The organism is Mycobacterium shottsii, from assembly GCF_010728525.1.
Lineage (GTDB): Bacteria > Actinomycetota > Actinomycetes > Mycobacteriales > Mycobacteriaceae > Mycobacterium > Mycobacterium marinum.
In genome coordinates this window covers 31,505-53,780 of the sequence record NZ_AP022572.1, presented here as the reverse complement: position 1 = coordinate 53,780, position 22,276 = coordinate 31,505, and the positions used below count along the sequence as shown (strand labels likewise).

Below are 22,276 nucleotides of genomic sequence, written 5' to 3'. Positions count from 1 at the left end.
CCCTAGTGTCAGACCACACCGGAGGGGCCCAAGCAGTCGATCTCTAGCCGTGCGCACCTAGAAATCCTCAGTAATGTTTATTCGCGTGAAAGCCCTTCGCCGCTTTACCGTCCGCACGCATCTGCCCGACCGTCTGGCCGCGCTCTACCAGCTTTCGAAGAACCTGCGGTGGTCGTGGGAAAAGCCAACGCAAGACCTGTTCGCGAGCATCGATCCGGCGCTGTGGACCAGCTGTGGCCACGACCCGGTGGCGGTGCTGGGCGCGGTCAAGCCCGCGCGGCTCGATGAACTGGCGCTCGACGAAGAGTTCCTGGGGCGACTCGACGCGCTTGCCGCCGATCTCAACGACTATCTCAACCGTCCGCTGTGGTACCAGCAGCAGGAGGCCGACGGCGTTGCGATGCCCACCGGCATCGCCTACTTCTCGATGGAATTCGGCGTCGCCGAGGTGTTGCCCAACTACTCCGGCGGACTGGGGATTCTGGCTGGTGACCACCTCAAGGCCGCCTCCGATCTGGGGTTGCCGCTGATCGCGGTCGGTCTGTATTACCGTTCCGGCTACTTTCGGCAGTCGCTGACCGCAGACGGCTGGCAGCAGGAAACCTATCCATCGCTGGACCCGCAAGGCCTGCCGTTGCGCCTGCTCACCAACGCCAACGGTGACCCAGTGCTGGTCGAGCTGTCGTTGCCGGATTCGGCTCGGCTGCGGGCCCGGATCTGGGTGGCGCAGGTCGGTCGGGTTCCGCTGCTGCTGCTCGACTCCGATGTTCCAGAAAACGAACACGACCTACGCAGCGTCACCGACCGGCTCTACGGTGGCGATCAGGAACACCGCATCAAGCAGGAGATCCTGGCCGGCATCGGCGGGAATCGGGCCATTCGGGCATTCACCGCAATCCAGGGCCTGCCCGCCCCCGAGGTGTTCCACATGAACGAGGGGCACGCCGGATTCCTCGGCGCCGAGCGGATCCGTGAGCTGATCACCGACGCGGGACTGGACTTCGACACCGCGTTGACGGTGGTGCGCTCCAGCACGGTGTTCACCACGCACACGCCCGTACCCGCCGGTATCGACCGGTTCCCGGTGGAGATGGTGCATCGCTATTTCGCCGATGACGAGCCCACGTTGCTGCCCGGGGTGCCCACCGAGCGCATCCTTGCCCTGGGCGCAGAAGACGATCCCACCAAGTTCAACATGGCCCACATGGGCCTGCGCCTAGCGCAGCGCGCCAATGGCGTCTCGCTGTTGCACGGCAGGGTGAGCCGGGCCATGTTCAACGAGTTGTGGCCGGGATTCGATCATGACGACGTGCCGATCGGATCGATCACCAACGGTGTGCACGCGCGCACCTGGGCGGCCCCCCAGTGGCTGGAACTCGGTCGCGAACTGGCCGGCTCAGACTCGTTCAGCATGCCCGCCGTGTGGCTACGACTGAATCAGGTGGACCCCGGCCATCTGTGGTGGATCCGTTCCCAACTGCGATCGTTGCTGGTGCAGGACGTGCGGGCGCGGCTGCGGCAGTCCTGGCTGGAGCGAGGTGCATCCGAGGCCGAACTGGGTTGGATACCAACGGCATTCGATCCTGATGTGTTGACCGTAGGTTTTGCCCGCCGAGTCCCGACGTATAAGCGTCTGACGTTGATGTTGCGTGATTCGGATCGGTTGGAAAAGCTCTTGCTGGATCCGCAACGGCCGATACAGCTGATTGTTGCCGGAAAATCGCATCCGGCCGATGACGGCGGCAAGGCGCTGATCCAGCAAGTGGTGCGTTTTGCCGACCGGCCCGAGGTGCGGCACCGCATCGCTTTCCTGCCCAACTACGACATGTCGATGGCCCGATTCCTGTACTGGGGTTGCGACATTTGGCTGAACAATCCGCTGCGACCGCTGGAAGCCTGTGGCACTTCAGGAATGAAGAGTACGCTCAACGGTGGGCTGAATCTGTCCATTCGCGACGGCTGGTGGGACGAATGGTACGACGGCGAAAACGGTTGGGAAATACCGTCTGCGGATGGGGTGGCCGATCCGGAACGACGCGACGACCTGGAGGCCAGCGCACTCTACGACCTGCTGGAGCATTCGGTGGCGCCAAAGTTCTACGAGCGCGACGAACGGGGGGTGCCGCCGCGCTGGATCGATATGGTGCGCCACACCTTGCAGACACTTGGCCCGAAGGTGCTGGCGTCGCGGATGGTGCGCGACTACACGGAGCGGTATTACGCACCAGCGGCACAATCGCGGCGCAAGACCATCGCCACCGCCGAGGACGGCACCGAGTACCAGGCGGCCCGCGAGTTGGCCGCCTACCGCCGACGTGTGGAAGCGGCCTGGCCCAGCATCGAGATCACCGACGTCGACAGCACGGGGCTGCCCGACACCCCATTGCTGGGATCGAAGCTGACTCTTACCGCGATCGTGCAACTGGCCGGGCTGGCGCCCGATGAAGTGACGGTGCAAGCGGTGCTGGGCAGAGTCGACGCCGGCGATGTTCTGGTTGACCCGGTCACCGTCGAGATGTCTTATGCCGGTCACGCCGACGCGGGCAATCAGGTCTTCTCAACGACGACCCCACTGCCGATGGCGGGGGCGCTGGGATACACGGTGCGCGTGCTTCCGCGCCATCCGATGCTGGCCGCCAGCAACGAACTCGGGCTGGTCACCCTCGCTACCCGCTAGGTCTCGTCGAGTTCGGCCAATCGCTGCAGTGCCTGGCGAACCTGGGCGCCATTGGTGGTCTGCCAGAACGGGGGTAGCGAGTCGCGCAGATAGCTCCCATACCGGGCGGTCGCCATCCGCGAGTCCAGAACTGCGACCACGCCCCGGTCGGTGACGCGGCGTAACAGCCGTCCCGCCCCCTGCGCCAGCAGCAGCGCCGCGTGGTTGGCCGCCACGGCCATGAAACCATTGCCGCCCCGGGCCGCCACCGCCCGTTGCCGGGCACTGAGCAACGGGTCGTCCGGGCGCGGAAACGGGATGCGGTCGATCAGCACCAGGGACAACGATGGTCCGGGCACGTCGACGCCCTGCCACAGCGACAACGTGCCGAACAACGAGGTGGCGGCGTCGTCGGCGAACTGCTCGACTAGTGCGGAGGTGCTGTCGTCGCCCTGGCACAGCACCGGTGTCGAGAGCCGCTCCCGCATGGCTTCCGCTGCGGCGCGGGCCGCCCGCATCGAGGAGAACAGGCCCAGGGTGCGCCCACCGGCCGCGGTGATGAGCTTGGCGATTTCGGTCAGCTGCTCGGCCGCAGCCGCTCCCTCCCGGCCGGGCGGTGGGAGGTGGTCGGCCACATAGAGGATTCCTGACTTGGCGTGGTGGAACGGTGATCCGACGTCGAGGCCACGCCACGGCGTGCGTTGTTCGGCCGCTTCGCTTTTGGGGTCGGTCCCAGGTCCGGTCAGGCCCCAGGCCGTGGCCATGGCATCGAAGCTTCCGCCCACCGTCAGCGTTGCCGAGGTCAACACCGTCGTCGATCGGGAGAACACCGTGGCGGCCAGCAGCCCGGCCACCGACAGCGGTGCTACCCGCAGTACGGCCCGCGGCGAACCCCGGTTTTCCTCGTGTTCGAGCCAGACCACATCGGTGCGGTCGGGGATGGGCGGCGTGAATGAGGTCAGGATTCGTGACGCGGTATCGGAGATGTCGGCCAACGCCGCGGCTGATTCGGCGCGCGCTGATGCGGCCGCGGCGTCGCTGGTGCCGGAGATCGCCGAGCGGGCCGCGCCGGCGGCGTCGCGCAGCGCGGTCAGGTAGGTCGCCAACTCATCGTCGAGGTGGTCGATGCGGCCGGGCGTCCCGTCGTGGATGGCCGAGGCGAAGGTGGTCGATGCCGCATCCAACCGCTGGGTCAGCTCCGGACTCACCAGACGCGCGATGCGCCGCGCCGCCGCGCTGAGGGCGGCTGAGGTCAGTTCCGCGGTGGCCACCGAGGTCACCCGGTCGGTCAACTCGTGCGCCTCGTCGACGACCAGTAGTGAATGTTCCGGCAGCACTGTCGATTCCGCGACGGCATCGATGGCCAGCAACGCGTGGTTGGTGACGACGATGTCGGCGCCACCGGCGCGGCTGCGCGCACGTTCCGAGAAGCACTCGGATCCGTAGGGACAGCGGGCCACGCCGATGCATTCCCGCGCCGAGACGCTGACCTGGGACCAGGACCGTTCAGCGACCCCAGGCTTGAGGTCGTCGCGGTCACCGGTGTCGGTGGTGGACGCCCATTCGGTCAGTCGTGCCACGTCGCGGCCCAGTGCGGTGGCGGCCATCGGGTTGAAGAGTTCCTCTTGCGGCTGATCGTCGGCTTCCGGATCGCCGTTCGAGCCATCGCTGTGGATCTTGTTCAGACATAGATAGTTTCGTCGCCCCTTGAGCAGCGCGAACCGCGGTTGGCGGGGGAGTGCATCGGCGAGTGCGTCGGCCAGCCGGGGTAGGTCGCGATCGACGAGCTGGCGCTGCAGCGCAATTGTTGCGGTAGACACCACCACGGGTGCGTTGTCGTCGAGCGCGCGCACAATCGCCGGAATCAGGTACGCCAGCGATTTGCCGGTGCCGGTGCCGGCCTGAACAACCAAGTGCTCGCCGGACTGGAATGACCGCGCAACAGCGTCGGCCATCTCCACCTGGCCGGGACGTTCGCTGCCACCCACTGTGGCCACGGCAATCGCCAGCAGCTCGGGAACGGACGCAGACTCGGGCACGGGACGTGGTTGCTCCCTCGTGGTCAAGCCGGCTCTCAGGCCGAGATGGTCTGGGTCGGGATGGCGGGTTCGCCGGGTGCCAATTTCAGTCCCTCCCAAGGCAAGCTGCGTAGCCCAGACGCCACCAGCTTTCGGGCTGCGGCGAGAGTATCTGGATCGGTGGTGACCATCGGCTTTCCGTTGCGAACCAGCGGTGTCGTCAACACCCGGTGTAGCCCAGTGTTGGCCGGCGGTCGACCGGCCGGGTGCACGATCTCCTCGGTGACGGTTCCCGTCGGTCGCGCCAGCCGCAGCGCCTACTTGCGGCCACCGTGGGATTCCTTCTGGCTGCTGCGCTTCTGCACCGGAATGCCTTCGACCTCAACAAGTTTGTAAACCATGCTCGCCGTTGGTGCGCCCGAGCCGGTGACCAGCGAGGTGCCGACGCCGTAGCGATCGACCGGCTCCGCGCGCAGCGCGGCGATGGAAAACTCGTCCAGATCGCCCGAGACCATGATTTGGGTTTCGGTGGCCCCCAGGGCGTCGAGTTGCTGGCGCGCCTGCCGGGCGAGTACACCCAGCTCGCCGGAGTCGATGCGGACCGCGCCCAGAGCCGTACCCGCGGCGGCCACGGCGTTGACCACCCCGGTCGTCACGTCATAGGTATCGACGAGCAGCGTGGTGTCCGGCCCGAGCGCGTCGATCTGGGCCCGGAACGCGGCCAGCTCGGCCAAGGCCGGTGTGCGGTCCTGGTTGATATGCACCATGGTGAACGCGTGCGCGGCGGTGCCCTCGGCGGGGACGCCGTAGAGTTGCCGGGCTTCCAGATTGGAGGAGCCGGTGCACCCGGCAATGTATGCGGCTCGGGCGGCAGCGACCGCGGCGCACTCATGGGTGCGCCGCGAACCCATTTCGATCAAGGGGCGATCGCCGGCGGCACTGACCATCCGGGCCGCGGCCGAGGCGATCGCTGAGTCGTGATTCAAGATCGACAGCACCAGAGTCTCCAGCAGCACGCATTCGGCGAAGCTGCCGTGTACCGAGAGCACGGGGGACCCGGGGAAGTAAAGCTCGCCTTCGGCATAGCCGTCGATGTCGCCGCTGAACCGGAAGTCGCGCAGGTAAGCCACGGTGTCTGGATCCAGGAATTGGGCCAGCAACTCGCATGCTTGGTCGTCGAAGCCGAACCGGGGCAAGAGTTCCAGGAGGCGGCCGGTCCCGGCCACCACCCCATATCTGCGGCCGGCGGGCAGCCGACGGGCGAAGACCTCCCATGACGTCCGGCGCTCGGCGGTGCCGTCGCGCAGCGCGGCCGCCAGCATGGTCATCTCGTACTTGTCGGTCAGCAGCCCAGCCAGGACCGAGTGGTTCACACCGCCACCGTATCGGTTCGGTTGGGGAGTCGGTATCCACGGGAGGGGCCGTGATGCATCAAGTCAAGATGCCTGCGAAACCTGGTTCATGCATCAGGTAAGGAATGCCCGCGAAATCGGGGTCAGGTGGTGGTCTTGCTTTTGATGCGGATGCCGGCTTTGAGGGCGGGTAGAGCGGCGGGTATGGCGGTGAGGTAGAGCTGTTCGGTCTTGTCTTTGGCGAGTCTGAGCAGGGCGGCTTGCAGGTCGGCGATCTGGTGGGCGATCGCGGCGGGGTTGAGGCTGTTGCGGTAGGTGAGCAGCTCTGTTTGTTGGGCCGCTGAGAGGACTCCGGCGGCCAGCAGCCGGTCCAGGGGGGTCTGGGGCTTGTCGTAGAGCCGGCGGCGGTGACCGTCGCGGCTGCAGCCGTAGCTGATGGGTTTGATGGTGGGGTCAGGTAGTTGAGCCGGTCGTTGACCAGGTGCCACAGCCGGTTGAGCATGGCGCGTTCTTCGTCGGTGTCGTAGCGGTAGTAGAACCCGTAGCGACGCACGAGGTGGTTGTTTTTGGACTCGATGGTGGCCTGGTCGTTCTTCTTGTAGGGTCGTGAGCGGGTGAAGAAGATCTCCATGTCCGCGGCCCACTTGATGACCGCCTTATTGAGGAATTCGGTGCCGTTGTCGAAGTCCAAACCCGTTACCTTATAGGGATTTTAGTAATTCCGGTTTTGAGGGCGCCCAGGATGTGGGGGTGGGCGTTGTTGCGCACCGTGCGGGTGAACACCCAGCCGATGTGCATGTCGGTGAGGTTGACCGTGCGGGCGAACTCACCTTTCAGTGTCGGGCCGCAGTGCGCCACGGTGTCGCCTTCGAAGAACCCCGGAGATTCTTCGGCCTCATCGCCTGCTTTGCAGATGGTGATCGAGGACCGCAGCAGCGGGGAGGGTTTCGTCGTCGACACACCCGAGATCTGGTCGCGGGCCTTGGCGCCGCGCAGGTAGCGGTCGATCGTGGCGCTGCTCATCGCCAACAGCTCGGCACGCACCGCCGGGCCGTAACGGTCACGGCCGTCCACCAGTTCGCCGTGGCGTTCTAGGGCGTGTCTGCTTAATGTGAATGGTGTTTTGGCTGATGCTGTTTGGGTGATGCGGACGCATGCGATTTCTGATGATTTGTGGTCGCTGATCGTGGCGGTGTTGCCTGCGGGGCGGCGGCGTGGCCGGCCGTGGAACGATCATCGACGTACTCTGGAGGGCATTATCTGGCGTTACCGTACGGGATCTCCGTGGTGTGACCTGCCCGAGCACTTCGGTCCCTGGCAATCGGTGGCCGAGAGGCATCTACGCTGGTCGGTCGATGGCATCTACGCGCGGATCTTCGCGGCGATCGCCTCTGACCTCGACGCCGAGGACGCCGACCTGGGCGCACTGTTGTCGGTCGATTCGACCAGTGTGCGCGCCCACCGACACGCAGCCGGAGCGCGCCCGGGCGCCGCACAGGGGATCTGTCGAATTACAAGAAATATCTCGATGAGCCCGATGACCACGCCATTGGGCGTTCCCGCGGCGGGCTGACTACCAAGATCCACGCCTTGACCGACCAGCTGTGCAGTCCGGTCACCCTGGCACTGTCGGCCGGTCAAGCCGGTGATAATCCGATGCTTTGGCCATTGCTGGCCGCCCGGTGCAGCAACTCATACGCCCCGTTTCGCCTGCTGGCGGACAAGGCGTACTCCCATGACTCGACGCGGGCACAGCTGCGCCGGCTCAAGATCGCCCATACCATCCCCGAGCGCAGCGACCAGATCACCCGCCGCAAAGCTAAAGGCCGCAACAGAGGACGGCCTCCGGGGTTCTCAGGCCGAATCTACAAGCACCGCAACACCGTCGAGCGAAGCTTCAACCGGCACAAACACTGGCGCGCGGTCGCCACCCGCTACGACAAATACGCCCTGACCTACCTCGGCGGTGTCACCCTGGCCGCCATCATCACCTACCACCGCGTCCGCAATTAGCAGACAGGACCTAGAGCATCCAACTGAAGTGCCATGGAAGCGGCCAGGTACCGGCCGCACTGCCCGCCTGAGGCCGCCCACACCTTCTGCAACACCTTGAGCGCATCCTAGGAGTACTTCGGATTGCGTTGCCGGCGAGTCCGTTTGGCGACCTGCCGACCCGCTCCCGGCGGCGCGGCCGCCGCCCTCAACCGCCGCCGGGCGTTGTCACGCGACCAGCCGGTGACCGCCACCACCTGATCCAGAATCTGCCCCTTGTCCGCCTTCGGCGCCCCCACATACGCCCTGGCGAACTTCGCGGTGATCTCGGCCCGAGACGACATCGACAGCCCACTTCCCATGCCTGCCGAGGATCGACCGTTTCGCGGGCATTTTTACGTGATGCACCGAGGGCGCTTCACGGGCATTTCTCGTGATGCTTGCCGGGGTCTCGCTATCCTAGGGCTATGGTTGTAGCCTCAGCTCCTGCTAAGCCCGGCTCGGTCGGGCAGCAGGAGTCCGCGTCGAGAGAAGCCACGGCTAGCCCGTGGGTGACGATCGTGTGGGACGATCCGGTCAACCTGATGACATATGTGACCTATGTGTTCCAAAAGTTGTTCGGTTACAGCGAACCGCATGCCACCAAATTGATGTTGCAGGTACACAACGAAGGTAGGGCTGTGGTGTCAGCGGGTAGCCGAGAGGCCATGGAAGTCGACGTGTCCAAACTGCACGCCGCCGGTTTGTGGGCGACGATGCAGCAGGACCGGTGAGATTCGAGGGTATCCGGATCCACTGTGCGCAAATGGAAGCGCGTTGAAACCCGCAACGGTCCTCGGTTTCGGTCGTCCTTAGCTCCGCACGAAGCGACCCTGCTCAAAAACTTGGTCGGCGCGATGATCGGCTTGTTGGATGAGCGTGAATCCACCGCGCCGTCGGATGAACTCGAGGAGATCACCGGCATCCGGACCGGCCATGCGCAGCGCCCGGGCGATCCGACGCTGCGCCGGCTGCTGCCGGATTTCTACAAACCCGGCGAGACCGACCCAATGACCCTCGACAGCTCCGAGACACTCAATGCCGCGTTGCGCAGCTTGCATGAGCCCGACATCATCGACGCCAAACGCGCTACCGCGCAGCAGCTGTTGGACACGGTTCCGGAGAAGGGGGGCCGCTTCGAGCTGACGGAAGACGGCGCCAATGCCTGGGTCGCCGCGGTCAACGACCTGCGCTTGACGCTGGGAGTCCTGCTTGAAGTTGGCCCCCGCGGACCCGAGCGCTTGCCCGCCGACCATCCGCTGGTCGCCCACTACGACGTCTATCAGTGGCTGACCGTTTTGCAGGAATATCTGGTGCTGGTCCTGATGGGGAAGTCGGCTGGATGAGCTCCATCACCGACATCGGGGGCATCCGCGTCGGGCATTACCAAAGGCTGGATCCGGACGCGTCCCTCGGCGCCGGTTGGGCATCGGGTGTCACGGTGGTGCTGGCGCCGCCCGGCACTGTCGGTGCGGTCGACTGTCGCGGTGGCGCGCCCGGAACCCGTGAGACCGATCTACTGGACCCGGTCAACAGCGTGCGCTTCGTGGACGCGGTGCTATTGGCAGGTGGCAGCGCCTACGGTCTGGCGGCCGCTGACGGTGTCATGCGCTGGCTGGAGGAACATCAGCGCGGTGTGGCGATGGGCACCGGTGTGGTGCCGATCGTTCCGGGCGCAGTAATTTTCGATCTGCCCGTCGGCGGGTGGGGGCAACGTCCCACCGCCGAATTCGGCTACTTGGCCTGTGCCGCTGCGGTCAGCGATCAGGACCCGGGCGCCACTGCGTCGCTGGCGGTCGGGACAGTTGGCGCGGGCGTGGGGGCGCGCGCCGGCGTCCTCAAAGGTGGCGTGGGGACCGCGTCGGTCAAGCTGCCCTCCGGTGTGACAGTCGGTGCCGTGGTGGTGGTGAACTCCGTCGGCAATGTCGTGGATCCGGCCACCGGCCTGCCGTGGATGGCGGAACTTTCCGGCGAGTTCGGTCTCACCCGGCCACCGGCCGATCAGCTCGATGAGCTCGCCCGGCTGCCTTCTCCGCTGGATCCGCAAAACGCGCCCCAAGATCGGCCGCTGAACACCACCATTGCGGTGGTCGCCACGGATGCCGCGCTGAGTCCGGCGGGTTGCCAGCGGGTGGCGATCGCCGCCCAGGACGGGTTGGCCCGCACGATTCGTCCCGCGCACACACCGTTGGACGGGGACACCGTTTTCGCGCTGGCCACCTGTGCGGTGCAGGTACCCCATGATCCCGCCATTCCCGCCGCGTTGTCTCCCGAGACCGGGCTTCTCACCGCGGTGGGGGCCGCCGCGGCTGATTGCCTGGCCCAGGCGGTGCTGGTCGGTGTGATTGCCGCGGAGTCCGTTGCCGGAATACCGAGCTACCGCGATGTGTTGCCCGGAGCGTTGCAAACATCGGGAACAGAAAGCCGCTGAGGTGTTGGTGGTCCGTGCCGACCTGGTAGATGCGATCCTCGCCCATGCGCGCCGCGATCATCCCGACGAGGCGTGCGGAGTGCTGGCCGGGCCGCAGGGATCCGACCGTCCCCACCGGCACATTCCGATGACCAACGCCGAGCGCTCGCCGACCTTCTACCGTTTCGACTCGGGCGAACAGCTTGCGGTGTGGCAAGAGATGGAAGGCGCCGGCGAGGTGCCGGTTGTGATCTACCACTCGCATACGGCCACCGACGCCTACCCGAGCCGCACTGATATCGATCTGGCCGCCGAGCCGGAGGCGCATTATGTTCTGGTCTGCACGCGCGATCCCGACCGCGATGAATTGCGCAGCTATCGGATCATCGCTGGTGCTGTGACCGAAGAACCCGTCAATGTCGTCGAGCGGTACTGAACTGTCCCTGGAGAGGCCGTCATGAGCGTCACCGTGTCCATCCCGACCATCCTGCGACCGCAGACCGGTGGCCAAAAGCGCGTCACGGCCAGCGGTGACACCCTGGGGGCGGTCATCGACGACCTCGAAGCGAACTACTCGGGTATCGCTGAGCGGCTGATCGACAACGGCAAGTTGCACCGGTTCGTGAACATCTACGTCAATGACGAGGACGTGCGGTTCTCCGGCGGCTTGGGCACCGCGATCGCCGACGGTGACACGGTCACCATCCTGCCGGCCGTGGCAGGTGGATGAATCGCAGACCACGGTGCGATACGACTCGCTGCTGCTTCGCGGGCCTCGCCACCGGCGCGGTGCTGCAGGCGGCGCTCCGACGGTGGGTGGGAGTATCTGTCCACCTGGGTCTACGCAGGTAGCCTGGATGAGGCCGGAATGCTCTGCAAGGGCACTAAGCGACGAGGAGGAGCGGCGCGTATGGCTAGACATCCGCGCACGCCAGCGACGCAGCCCGAGGAGCGGCCGCGCTGGGTGACCGGCGGAGCGACAATTCTGACCTTTGTCGCACTGCTGTATCTCGTTGAATTGATCGACCAGCTGACTCGGCATTCCCTGGACCTCAACGGCATCAGACCGCTGCAAACCGATGGCCTCTGGGGGATCATCCTCGCGCCGCTGCTGCACGCCAACTGGGCGCACCTGATGGCCAACACGGTTCCGCTGCTGGTGCTGGGTTTTCTGATGACGCTGGCCGGGTTGGCCCGGTTCGTCTGGGCCACCGCGATCGTGTGGATCCTCGGCGGGTTTGGCACTTGGCTGATCGGCAACGTCGGCAGCAGCTGCGGGCCCACCGATCACATCGGTGCCTCGGGTCTGATCTTCGGCTGGCTGGCTTTTCTGTTGGTCTTCGGATTGTTCGTCCGCAAGGTGTGGGACATCATCATCGGTCTGGCGGTGTTGTTCTTCTACGGCGGCATCCTGCTCGGCGCGTTGCCGCGGCTGGGAGTGTGCGGTGCCGTCTCCTGGCAGGGCCATCTGTGCGGTGCGCTCGCCGGCGTCGTGGCGGTGTATTTCTTGTCCGCTCCGGAACGCAAGCCTCGGGAGCTGAAAAAGGCCGGTGAACGGCCGTCAAGCCCGAAAACATGAGCTCGCCGCTGGCGCCCGTCGGAATCTTTGATTCCGGCGTCGGCGGACTGACGGTCGCGCGGGCCATCATCGACCAACTGCCCGACGAAGACATCGTCTACGTGGGCGATACCGGCAACGGCCCGTACGGTCCGCTGACCATCCCCGAGGTTCGCGCACATGCGCTGGCCATCGGTGACGACCTGGTCGGCCGGGGCGTCAAGGCGCTGGTGATTGCCTGTAACACGGCATCGGCAGCGTGTCTGCGCGATGCCCGGGAGCGATACGACGTGCCCGTCGTCGAAGTGATCCTGCCGGCGGTACGCCGCGCAGTGGCCACCACCCGCAACGGTCGCATCGGGGTGATCGGCACCCGCGCGACCATCACCTCGCACGCCTACCAGGATGCGTTTGCCGCCGCGCGCGACACCGAGATCACGGCGGTGGCTTGCCCACGGTTCGTCGATTTCGTCGAGCGGGGCGTGACGAGCGGTCGTCAGGTGCTGGGGTTGGCGGAGGGCTATCTGGAGCCGCTACAGCGTTCCGGGGTCGACACCCTGGTACTCGGCTGCACGCACTATCCGTTGCTGTCCGGGTTGATACAACTGGTGATGGGGGACAACGTCACGCTGGTCTCCAGCGCCGAGGAGACCGCCAAGGAGGTCCTGCGGGTGCTGACCGAGCGGGACATACTGCGCCCGCACGATGCGCCGCCGGCCACTCGATTGTTCGAAGCCACCGGCGATCCGGAGGCGTTCATGGCGTTGGCGGCGCGCTTCCTCGGGCCGGCGCTAACCGGGGTGCAGCCGGTTCGCCCCTCGGGCATGCACTAGCTTCGCGGCATCACCCTGACGGAGCCGCACCCGTTGAGCGGGCTACGGCACGAACTCCACATTGGCCACCTTGGCCTCGTCGCCGACCTGCTGCACGGTAATGCGCATGCGCCACGCACGAGGCCGTTGTTCGGGCGCTGCGGTCGTCGTCGTCTTGACGCTCACCGCCACCAGGACCTGTGCCGCGTCGTCGGACTCCGACTCCAGTGCGGCGGCGGTGATCGTTCCCACGGATTTCGACTGGAAATGTTGAACGACCTGGATGAACGGCTTGGATCGGCGTTGGAAGTCGTCGTAGAAAGTGCCGGTGGCCGAGTTGAGGATGCGCTCGATATCGGCGTCGACATGCTCCCAGTCGATGGTGGTGAGGTTGATCGCGCCCTGTCTGGCGACCTGAACATAGAGCTTGCGCTGTTGGTCGGCCTGATGCGATCGGTAGGCGTGGAACCCGAACCAACTCGCCAACGCCGCCATGGCCACCACCGCGGCCAGCCCCACCACGATCGCCAGCCGAACCTTTGAAGGCGCTGGCTTGGGCGACTCCTGCTCGCCGTCGCTGGCTTGCGCGTCGTCTTCGCCCGCCTCGGGATCCGCGTCGGCGTCTTCCTGGTTCTCGTCCGCGGTCTCGTCCGCGGTCTCGTCTTGGTCTTCGTCGCGCGGCTGGGCCTCGGGCACGCCTGCTTGGCCGGATTCGCCTTCGGGCTCAACGACCTCGGTAGGCTCCGGTTGCTCCTCGAGAGTCGTGGAATCACTCACTTCTTCGGGGGCAGCAACATCGTCTGCCATGTTTGCTCCTCTGGGACGGTCTGGCCCAGATTAGCTTGCGTGTACAGGTGTCCGTCGGGGCCCATATAGGTGCCGGTTGTCGGGTCGTACTCGGCGGCGGCAATCGGGGCTGGCGGTGCCGGACCCGGCGGGGCGCTCTGTTCGAGCGGTGGCTCCGGGGGCAGTTGCGGAATCGGTTGCCCGGACAGCGTGGAGTTCGGATCCCCCTTCCAGTTGTAGCCGTCGTTGAGCGGCACGTAGACCTCGTTGCTCTCGCACAGCTTCGCCGTCGGCGCGCGCTTTCCTGGCACGGTCACGCAAGGCAGATTTCGTGCGCCGCGGACGTTGAAAGGCGCATCCTGTGGCACTCGGCAGTACAGGTCACCCGGCGCACGGTTCGGGTAGTCCTCGAAGGTGGGTACCCGCTGCTGCTGGGCCGGCAGGAAGCCGGTGGTGCACGGCGGCGGCAGGTTCAGGTTCAGGTTCAGGTTCAGGTTCAGGTTCAGGTTGAAGACCAGATAGTCGCCCTTGTAGTCCTGGATGGTGTTGCGCTTGGCGACGCCGACGGCCTGCGTTACGGCAGTTCCCTGAGGAAACAGCACCAGCAGTTGCTCGAGACTCGGGTGGTAGGCGACGGCAACCTCACCGACGCTGACCAGGTTGGCCAGCACGATCGGCAGTGTGGGGCGTAGTCGGTTGAACAGCGCGCGCACCTCATCGGCTGCCCCGGGACCCTGATCCAGCAACCCGGCCAACGACGAGTCCTGGCGCTGCAGCTGGTCGGTGATGCTGGCCAGATTCGACGCCCACGAGCGGATGGCGCCCGCGGTGTCGGTCTGGGTGTCCAACACCGGCTTGGACTGGTCGATCAACAGGGTCAGCTCGTCCAGGTTCGCGCGGGCGTAAATGGCCAGCTTGCTGCTCCCGGTGATCAACCGCCGAAGCTCGGGCCCCAGTCCGCCGACGGCGACGGCCGCCTCGTCGACAACCGTCTTCAGGTTCTCGCGGGGGATTGCCTGCAGGCCGCGGTTGGTTTCGTCCAGGATCGTGTTGATATCGGTTGGAACGCGGGTGCGGCTACGCGGGATCACGTCGCCGTCCTTCAACGACGGACCTTGGCCGCTACGCGGAAGCAGCTGAACGTACTGCTCGCCGACCGAGGACACGCTGTGCACCTCGGCCTCCACATCGGCGGGAATCTTGACATCGGAGTTCAGCGACAGGACCGCGGCCACACCCGTGTTGGTCAAGTGGACGCTCTTGACGGTGCCGACCTCGACGCCGCGATAGGTGACGTTGCCGCGCGGGTAGAGGCCGCCTGCCTCGGGCAGCTCGACGGTCACGCGGTACTGCCCGATGCCGACCATGGCCGGCACTCGCATGTACCCGAAGACCATGATCAACAGCGCGGTGGTGGCCACGATGGCGAAGATCGCCATCTGGATGAAGATCTGCCGAGTCAGACGCATGTCACGGCCCCTGGTCCCATCGGTACGGAACGATCAACGGGTTACCCACGGTGTAGGGGCTGGGCATCTGCCCGATGGTGCGGCCCCACTGCAGCTCGAGCTCGGTCAAGTCGCCTTCCCATCGCGTTCCGGTGAAGAATCCGGCGTCGATACGGCTCAACGTCATATCGATGATGAGGGTCAGGTTGGCGTAGTCGCCGCGCATCCAGTTGGTCAGCGTCTCCTTGGGAAATGGGTAGGTGGGTAGGAAGCTCAGCGCGCGCGTTAGCGCCGGACCCGCGTTGGCCAGTGACTCCAGCGTCGGCCCAAGATCTTTGAGCTCTTGCACAAGCGCGTCCTTGGTCTGGTTGACCGAGTCGGCGGCCAGCGCGCTGAACCTGCCCAGCTGGGTGAGTGCATCGGCCAGGTTCTCGCGCTCGTTCTTGAGCACGGCGAGTGCATCCGGAATCGTTCGCAACGCCTTGTCCAGTACCGGCCTTTGTGCGGCGAGCTGAGCCATCAGGTTGTTCAGGCTCTCGGCAGCGGCGATGATGTCGCCTTTTTGGTCGTCGAGGTGTCCGATGGCCTCGTCGAGCTGCTCGATCAGGCTGCGCAAGTCGTTCTCGCGTCCGGTGAAGGCGGTGCTCAGGGCTTCGGTGATGCCGTAGATGTCTCCGATCCCGCCGCCATTGAGCAGCATCGCCGTTGCGGCGAGTGCCTGTTCGGTGCTCGGATATGCCTTCGATGAGGACAACGGGATCAACGAGCCCTCGCGTAGGTTGCTCTCAGGCGGCACGTCGGTGGGCGGTGCCAGCTCGATATGCAGCGACCCCAGCAAGCTGGTCTGACCGAGTGTGGCGGTGGCATTTGCCGGCAGCTCGACATTGCCGTTGAGTTTCATTGTGACCAGCGCATGCCAGCCCTGGCGCTCGATCTTGGTGACGGTACCGACATTGACGTCACCCACCCGGACGCGCGAATTCGGCTCGATGTTGTCGACGTCGGGCATCTGAGCCTGGATGGTGAACGAGCCGGGTCCGCCGCCCTGAACACCTGGCAGCGGAAGCGAGTTCAGGCCGCGCCAGCCACTGCAGCCCGATAAGGCTACCGCTAGGGCGGCGATTCCCGCCGCGATGCGTATCCGCGTGGTCCACCTGGCCCACATCATGAGCCCACCCCTTGGGGCACCATGATCCCGCGAAGGCCGGCAGCCGGATCGGGTGTGGCGGGCGCTTCGGCCGGCAGCGGGGGGCCCACGGCGGCCGGCGGTGCTTGCGCCGGAGGCGCCGCGGCCGGCGGTGCTTGCTGCGGCGGAATGGCTTGCGGTGGAATGTAATCCGGACGTAGCCAGTCATCGCTGTAGGTCAGCTCATTGGGTCGCGCACTGGCGCCGACGAAGAGGTTCTGGCCAAAGGGCAGGAAGTTGTACTGACGGTTCTTGATTATCGGTGCCAGGTATTGCACGCATAGCTTCGCGGACTGTTCATAGCCCAGTCGCGATGCGGCCTGAATGGCGCCGCACAGGAAGGAAATCGGATTGGCGAAGTTGTTGAGCATCGGCACGGCACTCACCGCGCCCTGGGCCGGCTGCCAGATGTTCACATAGTTCTGCAAGGTGTTGGGCGCCACGTGCAGGAACTGTTTGACGTCGTCGAGGCTATCGTTCAAAGCCTGGCTGACCCCCGCCAGCTTGTCCGATGTGGTGCCCAGGGCTTCGCGATTGTCGGCCACAAATCGCTGCACCTCACCGACCGTGTCGCCCAGGTTGCGCACGGCGTTGGCGACCTCGTTCGGGTCGTTGGCCAGCAGGCCGGTCACCGTCGCCAGGTTCTGGTTCAGCTGGCGCATCAAGTTGGTGCTGTCCTGCAGCGCCGACACCAGAATCGCGAGATTCTTCACGGTAGAGAAGATGTCCGTGCTGTGGTCGCCGAGGGCCGAAAAGGCCTGAGACAACTTGATCACGGTGTCGCGGATGTTGGCGCCCTCGCCGCGGAGGTTGTCTGCCGCGGTATTGATCACCGACCCGAGGGGGCTGACGCCGCCGGGCTCGGTCGGCTGCAACTCCTTGGTCAGCTTCGCCAATTGCGCACGGACGTCGTCCCACTCGACCGGAACGGTGGTGCGCTGCCGTGGAATGACCGCGTTGTCGGCCATCGCGGGCCCGCCGGTGTAGGCGGGGGTGAGCTGAATCGCCCGTGAGGTCACCAGGGTCGGCGACAGGATCGCGGCTTTCGCGTCCGCCGGCACTTTGTACTTGCTGTCGTACCAGAATGAGACCTTGACCGACTCGGGCTGCGGTTCGATCGAGGTGATCTTGCCGACGGGCACACCAAGGATGCGAACTTCGTCCCCGGTGAAGACGCCGTTGCTGTTCTCGAAGTACGCGACGACATTGGTGCGATTCACCACTTCGGTGGTTCGCAGCAGCACCACCACTCCAGCGGCCAATAGTCCGACCAACAGCACGGCCAGCCAGGTCTTGGTGCGCCGGATCATCGTCCGGCCCCCGCGGTCTGGGGTGCTGAGACCTCGCCCGGCGCGGGCACCAATACCGATGACGGCGTTGGCTGCGGGATGGAAGCCAACTCGGGAGGCGCCGGCGCGGGCGGCCCCGGTGGTGGCCCGCCCGGGGGTGGGGCGGGCAGCGGCTCGCGGTAGGAATACCGCGGGTCATCGGGGTTGCCGGTGATCGCGTCGGGAAGCTTCAGATGTGGTTCGCCGCCTTGGCCCGTCCGCGGGAAGGGCAACGGCAGCGGCGGTGTGCCCGGCTGGCCGATCGGCGGGTCGGTGCGTTGCGACGGGAGCAGCACATTGGGATCCAGGCCGAGGTCGGAGAATGCCGCGTCGATGAATGGCTGCACGAATTGTCCCGGCGCCAGGTTGGCGACGTAGGTCTTGAAGAACGGACCGGAGGACACCGATTCACCCAGCGACATCGTGTAGTCGTCGAGCAGCTTGATCGCCTTCTGCAGCCGTTCCTTGCGGTTGTCCAGGATGGTCAGTACGCCGTTGAGTTTGTCGAGCGCGGGTCGCATCGTGGCCTCGTTCTCTGCGATCAACCCATGCAGTTGTTCACCGAGTGCGGCGATGTTGCCGGAGATGTGATCCAGGGCGGCGCGTTGGGTTGTCAGCTCGGCCAGCAGCGCGTTGGTGTTGGCGATCAGGCTGACGACTTGGTTGCTGCGCTCGGCCAGCACGGTCGTGGCCTTGTTGGCGTTGGTGAGCAGACCGCGCAGCTGCGCGTCGCGCTCGTCGAGGGTCTGCGAGAAGCGTGCCACTCCCTCGATCGCGACGCGTAGTTGTGGCGGGGTGTCGGAAAAGGTGTCCGCCAGTACCCGCAGCGAGTCCGATAGCTGGTTGGTGTTCAGGCCGCTGATCGTGGTGGTCAGGTCACCCAGCGCGTCGGGTAGTTGGTACGGCGACCGGGTGCGGTCGAGCGGAATCGTGCCCTGCAGCTGGCCGTCCCCGCGGGAGATGACCTCGAGCATCTTCGTGCCCAGCAGGCCCCGCGTCTTGATCGCCGCCTCGGTATGGTCGCCGAGGCGGATGTGCTTGTCGACAGTGAACTTGACCAGCACCCGCGGTCCGTCCAACTCGATGGACGAGACCTCACCCACCCGGAATCCCGAAACTTGCACGCGCACGCCGGTTGTCAGCCCACCCGCATCAGCGAAGTAGGCGGAGTACTGCTTGCCGGATTGGAAGAACGGCAGTTTATCGTACTGCAGCGATCCGACCACGATGCCGATGGTGATCGCCAATCCCACTGCACCGACGACGATCTGGTTGCGTTCAGCGAAGGATTTCACCGCGGTGCGCACCTCCCGGTGGGCTGACCGGCGACCTTGACGTACACCGGCTGGCCACCCCTGCCGTTGAGCTTGAGCACGACATCGCAGAGATAGAAACTGAAGAAGTCACCGTAGATGCCTTGGCGCGACAGCGCTTGATAGGCATCTGGCAGCGTGTTGATCAGATTGTCGAAGTATTCGTGGTCTGTCAAGACAATTGCCGATGCGCGATCCGTCTCCTGGACGGTCTTGGCCAGTGGCGGGCGTGCCTGCGACAACAGGTCCGCGATGCTCGAGGCGGCGGCATTGGTGTAAGTCACGCCCTTGGTGATGTCTTCCTTGCGGGCCTGCAGGCCTTCCATGAGTTCGGCGAGTGCGTCGACCGCTTTGGCGAATTACTTGTTTTGGTCGCCGAGCGAACCCAACACGACACTCAGATTGATGATGACATCCCCGATCAGCTGATCGCGATCGGCCAGCGTCGTCGTCAACGCGGCGGTCTGGGCAAGAAACGAGTTGATCGTCGCGCCTTCGCCCTGCAGCGCCCGAATCAACTGGCCGGACAGGGCATTGACCTGGTCGGGATCCAGCGCCTTCAGCAGCGGACGGAACCCGCCAATCAACGCATCCAAGTCCAGGGCGGGCGAGGTGTGTGTCATGGGAATCGTGTCACCGGGCTTGAGCTGTTTGGGGCTGCCGGCGCCTTCCTCGAGTGCCAGGTATCGGCCACCGATCAGGTCGTCATAGCGGATCACGGCCCGGCTGCCCTGGGTCAGCACCACCGAACTATCGGCCGTGAACTCGACCAGCGCCGTTGTATCGGGCTGAATCGCAACCTTTTTGACTTGTCCGACCTCGACACCGGCGATGCGCACGAAGTCGTTTTTCTCCAGTCCGGTCACATTGCTGAACTCGGCTTTGTAGGTGCTGGTTTTCTCGCCGAAGCGCAGCTGCCCGAAGACCGCGAACAAGCCGATGACGCCCAAGAAGCAGACCAGCAAGAAGGTGCCCAGTCGGATCGCATCACGGATGAGCCGGGCTCTCATGCGCGGTCACCTTCGTTGGCCCAGCGGTCGGCCGAAAGGTCGGTCGAGGGCCGGCTGAGGGGACGTCGGTACCAGGTGTTCACGGTGACGGAGCGACCTCCTGTGGCAGTGGAGCCGGCGGCAGCGGGGTGGGCTGTGCCTGCGCGGGCGCGGGGACCACGAAGGGCTCGGAGCCCGGCGTGGGTCCCGATTCCCTGGGGGCGCCCGGTGGCGGCGCCGGCGGTAGCCCCGGCCACAGCGGGGTACCGTCTGGCGCGTACAGCTCCGCGCCGTAGGGCGGCGCCCCCGGATAGGGGATCGGTCCTGGCGCAGGCCCACCGAAGAGGTTGCGGATGCTCGGTGGTTCGGGCGTTCCGCGGGTGACCGGGAAGTAGTTGGCCCAGCCCGGGAATCCGATGCCGGGGTTGGGGCGCCAGTCCATTCCCGTGCCAAAGCCGGTGTTGGTGACGAGGTTGCGCACCGGCCAGTTGTTGTCGACGATCGGCAACGAGCCGCAGCCCGGTTTGCCGCCAGGCCCGCCCTTGGCGCCGATGATGGGCAGGTTGTCTGGAAAACGGTAGGGGTCATCGCCGAGCGCCAGGGCCGCATCGAGTACCAGTGACCGCCCATTGCCGCCGGGTGCTTCGTAGCCCCCGTGGTCCAGCAAGTACTTTGCGCCCTCCAACAGACAGGTGTACTCCGGGCTGTACTTGTAGAGCAGGTTCGTCGTGGGCTCGAGTGCGTTGATGGCTTTGATCAGGTTCGCCTGATTGGGTGCCAGCAGGCTGATACCGGTGTTGGAGAGTCCGATGGTGGCCAGCAGCAATGCGTCCAACTGGGTGGAGTGGCTGGTGATGGTGGTGCTGGTCGTGCTCAGCGCGTTGAGCGTGTCCAGGATGTCCTGCGCCGCAACGCTGAAGGTGTCGTTGAAGTCTTTGACGGCCCGCAGGTCGGCGGTCACGGTTTCGTAGCGCGGATTCAGCTCGAGCAGGACCTGGTTGGCATCGGTGGTCGCTTGTCCGATGAGCAGACCTTGACCGCGTAGGCCCTCAGCAAGCGCGGAAAGCGCGGCATTGAGCTTGGCCGGGTCGATCTGATCCAGCACCGCTACCAGGTTCTGGAACACGGTGTTGGCCTCGCTGGTCACATTGCGCGACATGAGCACCTGGCCGGCCTTCAACCGTTGCGGGCTGGGGTCTTCGGGGTAGACCAAATCGACGAACTTGGCGCCCAACACGGTGGTGGCCCGAATCTCGGCTTGGACATTCGCCGGGATGTAGCGGATCTGGTCGGAATCGATCTCGAGCGTGAGGGCCACCGGTGTCGCGCCCTTTCCGCCGCCGACAATCGAAGCGACCGGCTCGACCTGCACGCCGCGCAATTTGACCTTGGCGTTGGTCTCCATCACCAGGCCGGAGCGCTCGGACGTCAACGTGACCGGAACGACCGACCGCAGCGAGCCCATGAAAAGTGCGTAGGTCACCCACATCGCCGCAACGAAGAGCAGCACCAGGATCAGCGTGTGCCACGCGGGGTGCAGGCCTTCCTTGCGGTCATCCATGGTGCTATCCCGCCAAGTTGAAATTGCCGGATTGCCCGTACACCGCCAGCGAGATCATCACCAGCACGAACGCCGAGAAGATCAGCGACGTGCGCACCGCGCGCCCGACGGCCTCGCCCACTCCCGCGGGCCCGCCCCTTGCGGTGTAGCCGTAATAGGTGTGCACGAGCATGATCACCAGCGACAGGGCGATGCATTGCACGAACGACCAGACCAGGTCGGTGGGGTTCAGGAACGTCCTGAAGTAGTGGTCATAGACACCGGTCGCCTGACTGTAGAGAACGGTCGTGCCGAATCGCGCGGCCCAGAACGACGCCAGCACTCCGACGCAATACAACGGGATCACCACCAGCAGTCCGGCGACCATCCGGCTGGCGGCCAGGAAGGCGATGGTGCGGATACCCATCACTTCGAGCGCGTCGATCTCGTCGTTGATCCGCATGGCGCCGAGCTGTGCCGTGGCGCCCGCGCCGATGGTGGCCGACAGCGCGATGGCGGTGGTTGCCGGTGCGATCAGCCGGACGTTGAAAAAGGCCGAAGCGAATCCGGTCAGGGCCTCCACGCCCAGTTCGGAGAAATCGCTGTACCCCTGCACCGCCACCAACGCCCCGGTGGTCACCGCGAGGAAGCCGACGATCGCGACCGTCCCGCCGATGACCATCAGAGCGCCCGCACCCAAACCCATCTGCGCGATGAGCCGGATCAACTCGACCCGGTAGTGGATCAGCATTTAGTGGATGGAGCGCAGCGTGCGGCCAAAGAACTTGGTTTGGGTCCCGATCTGATTCCATCCCGCGACCCAGCCGTCGAGCTTGTGCCGCACGCCGC

18 protein-coding genes and 4 pseudogenes are annotated in these 22,276 nt (G+C 65.4%); 9 read left to right on the top strand and 13 right to left on the bottom strand.

Annotated elements, in window-relative coordinates; translation table 11 throughout:
- Nucleotides 1–85: 85 nt before the first annotated feature.
- The gene (locus G6N41_RS00240) at nt 86–2,677 is read left to right on the top strand and encodes a glycosyltransferase family 1 protein (protein WP_198967658.1); all 2,592 of its coding nucleotides are present in this window, start codon (nt 86–88) and stop codon (nt 2,675–2,677) included.
- Here G6N41_RS00240 and G6N41_RS00235 read toward each other — a convergent pair.
- The 4 genes and pseudogenes from G6N41_RS00235 to G6N41_RS00220 form a co-directional block, all read right to left on the bottom strand.
- Nucleotides 2,674–4,695 (bottom strand): ATP-dependent DNA helicase, encoded by a 2,022-nt coding sequence (locus G6N41_RS00235; RefSeq protein WP_198966259.1) that lies wholly within the window; start codon nt 4,693–4,695, stop codon nt 2,674–2,676. The genes G6N41_RS00240 and G6N41_RS00235 overlap by 4 nt on opposite strands.
- A gap of 35 nt (nt 4,696–4,730) precedes the next feature.
- A pseudogene (locus G6N41_RS00230) lies at nt 4,731–6,083 on the bottom strand (nicotinate phosphoribosyltransferase).
- An 86-nt stretch (nt 6,084–6,169) separates the two neighbouring features.
- Nucleotides 6,170–6,514: a transposase gene (locus G6N41_RS00225; protein ID WP_231608741.1), complete on the bottom strand. Its 345-nt coding sequence runs from the start codon at nt 6,512–6,514 to the stop codon at nt 6,170–6,172.
- Nucleotides 6,515–6,722: 208 nt separating this feature from the next.
- On the bottom strand, nt 6,723–7,100 hold the full coding sequence (locus tag G6N41_RS00220; RefSeq protein WP_198966258.1) for a hypothetical protein: 378 nt from the start codon (nt 7,098–7,100) through the stop codon (nt 6,723–6,725).
- Between the two features lie 67 nt (nt 7,101–7,167).
- Between G6N41_RS00220 and G6N41_RS00215 the strand changes: the two are divergent.
- Nucleotides 7,168–8,039: pseudogene (locus G6N41_RS00215) on the top strand (IS5 family transposase).
- Between the two features lie 107 nt (nt 8,040–8,146).
- Here G6N41_RS00215 and G6N41_RS00210 read toward each other — a convergent pair.
- Nucleotides 8,147–8,362, bottom strand: a complete 216-nt coding sequence (locus G6N41_RS00210; protein WP_198968062.1) for a hypothetical protein — start codon at nt 8,360–8,362, stop codon at nt 8,147–8,149.
- Between the two features lie 123 nt (nt 8,363–8,485).
- Between G6N41_RS00210 and clpS the strand changes: the two genes are divergently transcribed.
- The 7 genes from clpS (at nt 8,486) to murI (ending at nt 12,858) form a co-directional block, all read left to right on the top strand.
- Nucleotides 8,486–8,791, top strand: coding sequence for an ATP-dependent Clp protease adapter ClpS (clpS, locus tag G6N41_RS00205; RefSeq protein ID WP_198966257.1), 306 nt, complete (start codon nt 8,486–8,488; stop codon nt 8,789–8,791).
- 24 nt (nt 8,792–8,815) lie between these two features.
- On the top strand, nt 8,816–9,403 hold the full coding sequence (gene aosR / locus G6N41_RS00200) for an oxidative stress transcriptional regulator AosR (protein ID WP_036456212.1): 588 nt from the start codon (nt 8,816–8,818) through the stop codon (nt 9,401–9,403).
- Entirely contained in the window at nt 9,400–10,488 is a 1,089-nt protein-coding gene (locus G6N41_RS00195; RefSeq protein WP_198966256.1) for a P1 family peptidase, read from the top strand. The genes aosR and G6N41_RS00195 overlap by 4 nt, the downstream gene beginning before the upstream one ends.
- Nucleotides 10,442–10,903 (top strand): Mov34/MPN/PAD-1 family protein, encoded by a 462-nt coding sequence (locus G6N41_RS00190; protein WP_099052658.1) that lies wholly within the window; start codon nt 10,442–10,444, stop codon nt 10,901–10,903. The genes G6N41_RS00195 and G6N41_RS00190 overlap by 47 nt, the downstream gene beginning before the upstream one ends.
- 21 nt (nt 10,904–10,924) lie before the next feature.
- Nucleotides 10,925–11,197: a MoaD/ThiS family protein gene (locus G6N41_RS00185; RefSeq protein ID WP_198966255.1), complete on the top strand. Its 273-nt coding sequence runs from the start codon at nt 10,925–10,927 to the stop codon at nt 11,195–11,197.
- Nucleotides 11,198–11,335: 138 nt separating this feature from the next.
- Entirely contained in the window at nt 11,336–12,046 is a 711-nt protein-coding gene (locus tag G6N41_RS00180) for a rhomboid family intramembrane serine protease (RefSeq protein ID WP_198966254.1), read from the top strand.
- Complete coding sequence (gene murI / locus G6N41_RS00175; protein ID WP_011741600.1) at nt 12,043–12,858, top strand: glutamate racemase; 816 nt, start codon at nt 12,043–12,045, stop codon at nt 12,856–12,858. The genes G6N41_RS00180 and murI overlap by 4 nt, the downstream gene beginning before the upstream one ends.
- A 42-nt stretch (nt 12,859–12,900) precedes the next feature.
- On the opposite strand, the gene G6N41_RS00170 is transcribed toward murI, so the two are convergent.
- From G6N41_RS00170 to G6N41_RS00135, 8 genes and pseudogenes are all read right to left on the bottom strand, one after another.
- Nucleotides 12,901–13,644 (bottom strand): Mce protein, encoded by a 744-nt coding sequence (locus G6N41_RS00170; protein ID WP_198966253.1) that lies wholly within the window; start codon nt 13,642–13,644, stop codon nt 12,901–12,903.
- The gene (locus tag G6N41_RS00165) at nt 13,611–15,092 is read right to left on the bottom strand and encodes an MCE family protein (RefSeq protein ID WP_198966252.1); all 1,482 of its coding nucleotides are present in this window, start codon (nt 15,090–15,092) and stop codon (nt 13,611–13,613) included. The genes G6N41_RS00170 and G6N41_RS00165 overlap by 34 nt, the downstream gene beginning before the upstream one ends.
- A 1-nt stretch (nt 15,093) precedes the next feature.
- The gene (locus G6N41_RS00160; RefSeq protein WP_198966251.1) at nt 15,094–16,239 is read right to left on the bottom strand and encodes an MCE family protein; all 1,146 of its coding nucleotides are present in this window, start codon (nt 16,237–16,239) and stop codon (nt 15,094–15,096) included.
- Nucleotides 16,236–17,567: an MCE family protein gene (locus tag G6N41_RS00155; RefSeq protein ID WP_198966250.1), complete on the bottom strand. Its 1,332-nt coding sequence runs from the start codon at nt 17,565–17,567 to the stop codon at nt 16,236–16,238. The genes G6N41_RS00160 and G6N41_RS00155 overlap by 4 nt, the downstream gene beginning before the upstream one ends.
- A complete protein-coding gene (locus G6N41_RS00150) occupies nt 17,564–18,880 on the bottom strand; it encodes an MCE family protein (RefSeq protein ID WP_198966249.1) in 1,317 nt (438 codons plus the stop codon). The genes G6N41_RS00155 and G6N41_RS00150 overlap by 4 nt, the downstream gene beginning before the upstream one ends.
- Nucleotides 18,877–19,908 (bottom strand): annotated as a pseudogene (locus G6N41_RS00145) (MCE family protein). Before G6N41_RS00145 ends, G6N41_RS00150 begins: the two are co-directional and overlap by 4 nt.
- Nucleotides 19,909–19,987: 79 nt before the next feature.
- The gene (locus G6N41_RS00140; RefSeq protein WP_198966248.1) at nt 19,988–21,448 is read right to left on the bottom strand and encodes an MCE family protein; all 1,461 of its coding nucleotides are present in this window, start codon (nt 21,446–21,448) and stop codon (nt 19,988–19,990) included.
- A gap of 4 nt (nt 21,449–21,452) precedes the next feature.
- Nucleotides 21,453–22,271, bottom strand: a pseudogene (locus G6N41_RS00135) (ABC transporter permease).
- Between the last annotated feature and the right edge of the window lie 5 nt (nt 22,272–22,276).

Excerpts from the sequence above, each read along its gene's own strand:
- G6N41_RS00190 (WP_099052658.1), top strand. The coding sequence starts at position 10,442 with ATGTGTTGCCCGGAGCGTTGCAAACATCGGGAACAGAAAGCCGCTGAG.
- G6N41_RS00155 (WP_198966250.1), bottom strand. The coding sequence starts at position 17,567 with ATGATCCGGCGCACCAAGACCTGGCTGGCCGTGCTGTTGGTCGGACTA.
- clpS (WP_198966257.1), top strand. The coding sequence starts at position 8,486 with ATGGTTGTAGCCTCAGCTCCTGCTAAGCCCGGCTCGGTCGGGCAGCAG.
- G6N41_RS00140 (WP_198966248.1), bottom strand. The coding sequence starts at position 21,448 with ATGGATGACCGCAAGGAAGGCCTGCACCCCGCGTGGCACACGCTGATC.
- G6N41_RS00165 (WP_198966252.1), bottom strand. The coding sequence starts at position 15,092 with ATGCGTCTGACTCGGCAGATCTTCATCCAGATGGCGATCTTCGCCATC.
- G6N41_RS00180 (WP_198966254.1), top strand. The coding sequence starts at position 11,336 with ATGCTCTGCAAGGGCACTAAGCGACGAGGAGGAGCGGCGCGTATGGCT.
- G6N41_RS00185 (WP_198966255.1), top strand. The coding sequence starts at position 10,925 with ATGAGCGTCACCGTGTCCATCCCGACCATCCTGCGACCGCAGACCGGT.
- G6N41_RS00170 (WP_198966253.1), bottom strand. The coding sequence starts at position 13,644 with ATGGCAGACGATGTTGCTGCCCCCGAAGAAGTGAGTGATTCCACGACT.
- murI (WP_011741600.1), top strand. The coding sequence starts at position 12,043 with ATGAGCTCGCCGCTGGCGCCCGTCGGAATCTTTGATTCCGGCGTCGGC.
- G6N41_RS00195 (WP_198966256.1), top strand. The coding sequence starts at position 9,400 with ATGAGCTCCATCACCGACATCGGGGGCATCCGCGTCGGGCATTACCAA.
- G6N41_RS00210 (WP_198968062.1), bottom strand. The coding sequence starts at position 8,362 with ATGTCGTCTCGGGCCGAGATCACCGCGAAGTTCGCCAGGGCGTATGTG.
- G6N41_RS00160 (WP_198966251.1), bottom strand. The coding sequence starts at position 16,239 with ATGATGTGGGCCAGGTGGACCACGCGGATACGCATCGCGGCGGGAATC.